We start from the raw sequence: 6517 nt of genomic DNA, 5'->3' as shown, positions 1-6517 counted from the left end.
CCTACATGAATTACTAGTATATTTTCATAATGCTTTAATGAAAAAGGAAGGCTTTATCATTAAGATTTAGCACTTCCTAAAATATTTGTAAAAAAATTACACATTTATATTGACAAACCCTTTTATCATATTAAAACACACACATATATTGAAGTCAAGCTTGCTCGTAATCTTAGTTACAATTCATCATCATCATACCTAGTCCAAGTACTAAGGATTGAAAAAGTTCATATTTATGATTCCTCCATAAACGTACATAAATAATAATAAAAGAGTTGTAAATAACGCAATATATATGGTTCTATTTAATTGGAATGTGCTCGTTGTATCCTTTGCTTTTTTTATGTTATCAAGCAAAGGAATTCCATAGGGTATAATAACAGAAAATATTACAAACGTAGAGTTGACAATATGAAGAAAACAAAGAACACTCAAAATCATATTTATGGTAGTGATAATTTTTACTGCCAAAAATTCTATATAAGATGTGTTTTTCCGTCCGATACAAAAATTCAACCAAAGTATGTACAGGTAAACACAACAGTATGTACAAGCATATATTATCTTAATCATATACGTCCCCTACTCTAAACAAATCTTTCTTCAAGACTTATAAAGCACTACTTTATAAGTGTTCTATTTTAGTGTAATTAAAACATACCTTTTATATTTATGTCAATTTCATAAGTTTTAGAATTTTGATGCTGAATAGTTATATGGAATACTAGTCCCCACTAAAACATCTTCGATTTTTTCAATAATCAACCAATCGTCCATGTTTCCTTGATGATCAAATGACAATTCTTCTATTTGTTTCACTTCTTGAAAAGCCACAAGACATAAGCATTTTTTATGCCACCTTATTTTTTGTTTATCGCTTAGGCATAATTTATTTTGATTTTTTTCTAACACGTTTGTAATTTCTTCGTCAGTGAGTTTTACATAATTTTCAACATAATCTACAGTTGCACACACTCGAATTCGTCCACTTCCCTTTTCCATAAAATATAAGGTATCCCCTTGGAATACACGACTATGTGGGATTTTTCTTCCAGCGGCTCCTCGTACAACCATAGTTTTCTCTCCTGCTATAATTTTATCGAGAACTTTTTCTTTTGACTTTCCCACATTATCACAATAAACTACATGTACCATTTTTATTTCTCCTCCTCTAAAATTGGTATCCAAATTTGACTTTGATACGTTTCATCAAATGGATTCTTATCGCTATACCATTCCAAACTTGGGCAATTCGCATGTTTGAATGGATATTGAATTAACCACTCTTGTTCCAAATATCGCCAACCTTCTTGAATTGCTTTTGGAACACTTCCAACACAATCAAAGATTGCCCATGTTTCTGCAGGTAGTAAAATTTCTTCATACCCATCAGGTACGCTTTGTGTGGAAATCACCATGATTGTATAAGTGACACTTCCTTTTTTGTAATCAAAATTAGAGCACATCCCAAACATTCCAGTTTCTACAGAATTATCAAGACGAACGAGGTGTTGGTACACATCGCTTCTTTGACAGTCATTCCAAAATTTTGGTATTTCACTTTCCATAAGTTTACGTTCATTTTTCATCGAAATACTTTTTCCAATACATCTGATTTCAGGTTTTTGAGCCAACTTCCATGCATAGTGATGTTTTGTTATGATTTGCATTTTAGGGAAAATCTGTAGTGGAACATCTTGTTTTCTTGCTTGTAAAGGTGAACAACCATGAAACTGTTGAAAAGCTTTTGTAAAGGATGTAGGTGAATCATATCCATATCGAAAACTTATTTCAATTATTTTCATATTTGTACTTTTTGTATCATAACCAGCTAAGGTAAGCTTACGTAAACGTATATATTCCGCAAATCCAATACCATTCATGTAGGAAAACATCTTTTGAAAGAAATCAAAGGAACATTCCGCAATTTGTGCAATATGTGTTGGATCAATTGGTTCTTCTTTTCGTTGTAAATGTTCTTCGACATAATCAATGATCTGTTGCAATTTTTCTTCCCAATTCATAAAAGCTCCTCTCTACTATATAAAGTCTATCATGCAACTACTCCTATTTCATCTTCTTTTCAGTACTGGATGGATAGCATGATACAATTTGTTTGCTCAAGTTAATTATATAAGAAATAGGAATAATAACAATTTACAAATATTGTATGATTCAATATTGAACAAGTTATAAAGAAAAGAAGAATTTTCATTCTCCTTTGATCTTACTCATAATAGATTCATCGAATACACCCTTTTTTAACATCTCTATTTCATATTTGTAGGGAGGACATTCATCAACCCATGGAGTCTCTAAAATCTTCACTACATGCGTTAAACGAGGGTTGTGTACAACCTTGCAAAGGTTATCGAAACCAATTTCACCAAAACCTATATTCGCATGACGATCTTTCTTTGCACCTTGTACATTTTTAGAATCGTTGATATGTAAACAAATCAAACGATCAAGACCGATGACTCTATCAAATTCATCTAATATGTAATCAAAATCTGCTAAGTTAAATCCTGCATCATGAATATGACAAGTATCCAGACACACTTTGATATGATCACTATGTTTTACATGATCAATCAAATAGCGTATATGTTCAAAACAATACCCTATTTCACTTCCTTTGCCTGCCATGGTTTCTATTGCGATATTTACATCACCAATATTCTCCATAGCAAGATCTAGTCCTTTCACAATCTGCGCTAACCCTAAATCTTCACCTGCTTGTACATGACTTCCAGGATGTAATACAAGAATAGTAGAGCCAATTGCTTTTACACGTTCGATTTCTTTCGCAAGGAATTCTACACCTAGTTCAAATGTTTCTTTTTTCTGACAATTTGCTAAATTGATAATATAAGGAGCGTGTACAACTAGCGAAGATAATGAAATATTGTGTTCCTTCATCAACTGTAAAGCTTCCGCTATCTTCAAATCACTCATCGGTTTACGCAACGTGTTTTGTGGAGCACCTGTATATAACATAAGGGCATTTGCTCCATAGGTTATAGCTTCTTTCACAGAACCAAGAATATAATCAGGAGCACTCATAGAAACATGACTGCCTATGATCATAAATTCTCTCCTCTTTTTTCAATCGTCTTCTGTTTTGCTCGTTCTTTTTTCTGACGATGAATATCTTCTTTGATCATTTTACGTCTTGCTTGACGTTTTAATTTTTCTACTTCTGCTTTTCTTTTTACTTTATAACCAGGTTTTACTACTTTCTTTTTCTTTGTAACAATCTTAGATATTTCTTTTTCTAAAGGATCATCTTTTTTTGTTTTCTTCTTATGGATTGGTTCTAAATCTGTCCATACACCATTTTTAAGGCTACGGTGATGGAAAGAAATTCCTTTGATTTCAAGAGAGCGAATCATTGCATCGTCTTGTTTCTTATAAAGTGCGTAACAAATCCCGCTATGCCCTGCTCTACCAGTTCTACCACTTCGGTGGATATAATAATCCAATTCTTGTGGGAAACCTAAAGAGATAACGTGAGATATACCATCAATATCAATACCTCTAGCCGCAATATCCGTCGCGACAACAAAAGATTTTTCGATATTCACAAGATCTTTCATAGCTTTCGTACGTTCTCTAGGAGATAAATCACCATGTAGTTCAATAACCCCATAGCTATTTGAACGTAAAGATTCCGCAACACTTGCAGCTAATGTTCTAGTATTTGCGAAAATCAAACAAACATATGGTTGGAATGTTGGTAACATTTCCAACATTTTTTCTTCATAACTCTTTTCCAAACAAGGAACTAAGATATGCTCAATATTCGGATGAAAGTTACTTCCTTCATCAATTTGAACAGTCACTGGGTTATCAAGATATTTCTTCAAGAAGGGGCGTAATGCTTGTGGTATCGTTGCGCTAAAAACCATCATTTGTAAATCTTTACGCATCTTACCAGCAATTGCATCTACATCTTCTAAGAATCCAAATTCTAATGTCATATCAGCTTCATCGATAACAAGTACATTGGCAGTATCTACACGCAATGTCTGCTCTTGTAAGTACAAGTCTTTGATTCTTCCAGGTGTACCGATTACAACATGTGGTTGAACTTTCAATTGTTCATTCATTCTTGATTTTTCCATACCACCGGTAATCAAACGAATATTTAAATCTGGCATTGCTTCACTCATTTTGGCAGCACGTTGAAAAATCTGAACTGCAAGTTCTCTAGTTGGTGCAGTAATCACTGCCTGTACACATGCTTTGGATACATCGATTCCTTCTAAAATAGGAATTAAAAACGCATGGGTTTTCCCTGTTCCTGTATCAGATACACCAATGATATCTTTTCCCTTACATGCTAAAGGGATTACTTCTTTCTGAATCGGGGTTGGCTCTATAAAGCCTTCTAGTTGTATAAACTTCTTTGTATGTTCTTTAAAATTATAATCTGTATATTTACTCATATAGGATTACCTCCTTTGACTAGCCATTACATTATACATGAAACAAAGCAATTGTAAAGTAAAGCATGTGTTTTTACGTATATGTACATAGATGAAAACCGGCTATAACTTTCTGTCCTTGATTCTATTTTACCCTATATTTTCGAAAAATGTTATTACTTAAAAAAACAATGTTGTAAAACATTAAAATCCGTTATAATAAATACGAGGTGTTGAAACTATGGAAATCATAAAAGTAACGCCTAGAGGATATTGCAAAGGTGTCACAAGAGCAATTTCTCTAGCGAAGAAAACAGCATTAGAAAATCCGAATAGAAATATATATGTATTGGGTATGCTTGTACATAATCGATATGTTATGCAAGCGTTGAATGAATTACATATTATAGCAGTTGATGATAAGCGTAAAACTCGCCTTGAGTTATTAGATGAAATCCCTATGGGAAGCATTGTGATTTTTACCGCACATGGTATTGCGCCAAATGTTGTAGAGAAAGCAAAAAGCTTGGGTTTAGAATGTGTAGATGCTAGTTGTCTAGACGTTGTAAAAACGCAAGATATTGTCAAAGAAAGACTTGATGAAGGATATGATATCCTTTATATAGGAAAAGAAGCACATCCTGAAGCAGAGGCGATATGTTCGTTAAGTGCTCATGTTCATCTGATTACAGATGAATACAGCATTCAGGAGCTGCCTTTGTTTGATAAGGTGTTTGTAACCAACCAAACAACGATGTCTATATTTGATGTGGAAGCATTGTTTACAAAAATTAAAGAACGTTTTCCAAATGCTATCTTTAGTGAAGAAATATGCAACGCTACACGGATTCGTCAACAAGCAGTATCAGATTTAAAAGATCAAAATATAGACGTATTATATGTGGTTGGTGATAAACATTCAAACAACTCCAATAGATTAGCACAAATTGCTCGTGAAAAAGGAATTATGTACGTGTATTTGATTGATGATGTACAAGATATTAGGGATGAACAATTGCGCAATATGAATCGTGTTGCGATTACATCAGGTGCTAGTACCCCTACCTACTTAACATCACAAGTGATCGAGTACTTACAGAGTTATGAACGACAGAAAGAAAAGCCTGTCGTATCTATTAAAGATATATTATGAAAGGATATTCTCTATGAAGAAAGTTAAAATAACAGTATTAAAAAAAAACTTTGATGAGGAACTTGCGAAAGAATATGGTGCACATAATTTAGGCCCATACCCTATGTTGCAAAATAATCAAGTATTTTATGCGGATTATGCAAAACCAGAAGGATTTTGTGATGAAGCATGGAAAGCCATTTATCAATATGTATTTGCGTTAGCACATGGAGCAAAAGAAACATTGTTTTATTATGGTGATTGGATTCGTAAACCTGGAGTTGCGATTTGTAGTTGTAACGATGGTTTAAGACCAGTAATATTTAAATTGGAGGCAACAGATATAGATGCACAGATCAACTATACTCCAGTAGAATAACGATGGAACATAAAGGAACGAAACAAATAGAGACAAATCGACTCATACTGCGTAAGTTTAAAACGGAAGATGCAGAAAGCGTATTTCGTAATTGGGCAAGTGATCATAAGGCTACTACCTATTTGCGTTGGCCACCGCATGCGTCTGTTAAAGTAACAGAAAATATCTTACAAGAATGGATAACATCCTATGAACGAGATAATTTCTACCAATGGTCCATTGTGTTAAAAGACATAGATAAGTCCATTGGTTCGATTAGTGTTGTGGAACAAAAAGAAACGTTAAATATTGTTCATATCGGTTATTGTATTGGTAGTACATGGTGGAATCAAGGGATTACTACAGAAGCATTTCAAGCGATCATTCCCTTTCTCTTTGATGAAGTAAAAGTGAATCGCATAGAATCACAACATGATCCTAAAAATCCAAATTCGGGAAAGGTAATGAAAGCTTGCGGTTTAACGTATGAAGGTACCTTGCGAGAAGCAGATATTAGTAATCAAGGAATCGTGGATGCCTCTATATATGCACTTCTTGCAAAGGATTATCACAAAACAAAATAAAAGCATTCTGGAT

At 33.6% G+C, this 6517-nt stretch carries 7 protein-coding genes; 3 read left to right on the top strand and 4 right to left on the bottom strand.

Going from position 1 to position 6517, the window contains the following annotated elements:
- Positions 1 to 690: 690 nt before the first annotated feature.
- The 4 genes from ACWG0P_RS08525 to ACWG0P_RS08510 form a co-directional block, all read right to left on the bottom strand.
- Complete coding sequence (locus ACWG0P_RS08525; protein WP_455801360.1) at positions 691 to 1155, bottom strand: hypothetical protein; 465 nt, start codon at positions 1153 to 1155, stop codon at positions 691 to 693.
- Between the two features lie 2 nt (positions 1156 to 1157).
- Positions 1158 to 2024, bottom strand: coding sequence for an AraC family transcriptional regulator (locus ACWG0P_RS08520; protein WP_455801359.1), 867 nt, complete (start codon positions 2022 to 2024; stop codon positions 1158 to 1160).
- A gap of 187 nt (positions 2025 to 2211) precedes the next feature.
- The gene (locus ACWG0P_RS08515) at positions 2212 to 3090 is read right to left on the bottom strand and encodes a deoxyribonuclease IV (RefSeq protein ID WP_455801358.1); all 879 of its coding nucleotides are present in this window, start codon (positions 3088 to 3090) and stop codon (positions 2212 to 2214) included.
- On the bottom strand, positions 3087 to 4451 hold the full coding sequence (locus ACWG0P_RS08510; RefSeq protein WP_455801357.1) for a DEAD/DEAH box helicase: 1365 nt from the start codon (positions 4449 to 4451) through the stop codon (positions 3087 to 3089). The genes ACWG0P_RS08515 and ACWG0P_RS08510 overlap by 4 nt, the downstream gene beginning before the upstream one ends.
- Before the next feature lie 220 nt (positions 4452 to 4671).
- Between ACWG0P_RS08510 and ispH the strand changes: the two genes are divergently transcribed.
- The 3 genes from ispH to ACWG0P_RS08495 are packed head-to-tail and all read left to right on the top strand — an operon-like array spanning position 4672 to position 6504.
- Entirely contained in the window at positions 4672 to 5583 is a 912-nt protein-coding gene (ispH, locus tag ACWG0P_RS08505; RefSeq protein WP_455801356.1) for a 4-hydroxy-3-methylbut-2-enyl diphosphate reductase, read from the top strand.
- 13 nt (positions 5584 to 5596) lie between these two features.
- Positions 5597 to 5941, top strand: coding sequence for a TIGR04076 family protein (locus ACWG0P_RS08500; protein ID WP_455801355.1), 345 nt, complete (start codon positions 5597 to 5599; stop codon positions 5939 to 5941).
- A gap of 2 nt (positions 5942 to 5943) precedes the next feature.
- Positions 5944 to 6504 carry a GNAT family N-acetyltransferase gene (locus ACWG0P_RS08495; RefSeq protein ID WP_455801354.1) on the top strand — a complete coding sequence of 187 codons (561 nt, stop codon included), beginning with the start codon at positions 5944 to 5946 and terminating at the stop codon, positions 6502 to 6504.
- Positions 6505 to 6517 lie beyond the last annotated feature (13 nt).

It is taken from the genome of Amedibacillus sp. YH-ame6 (assembly GCF_053848845.1).
This window is presented reverse-complemented; position numbering and strand designations above follow the sequence as displayed.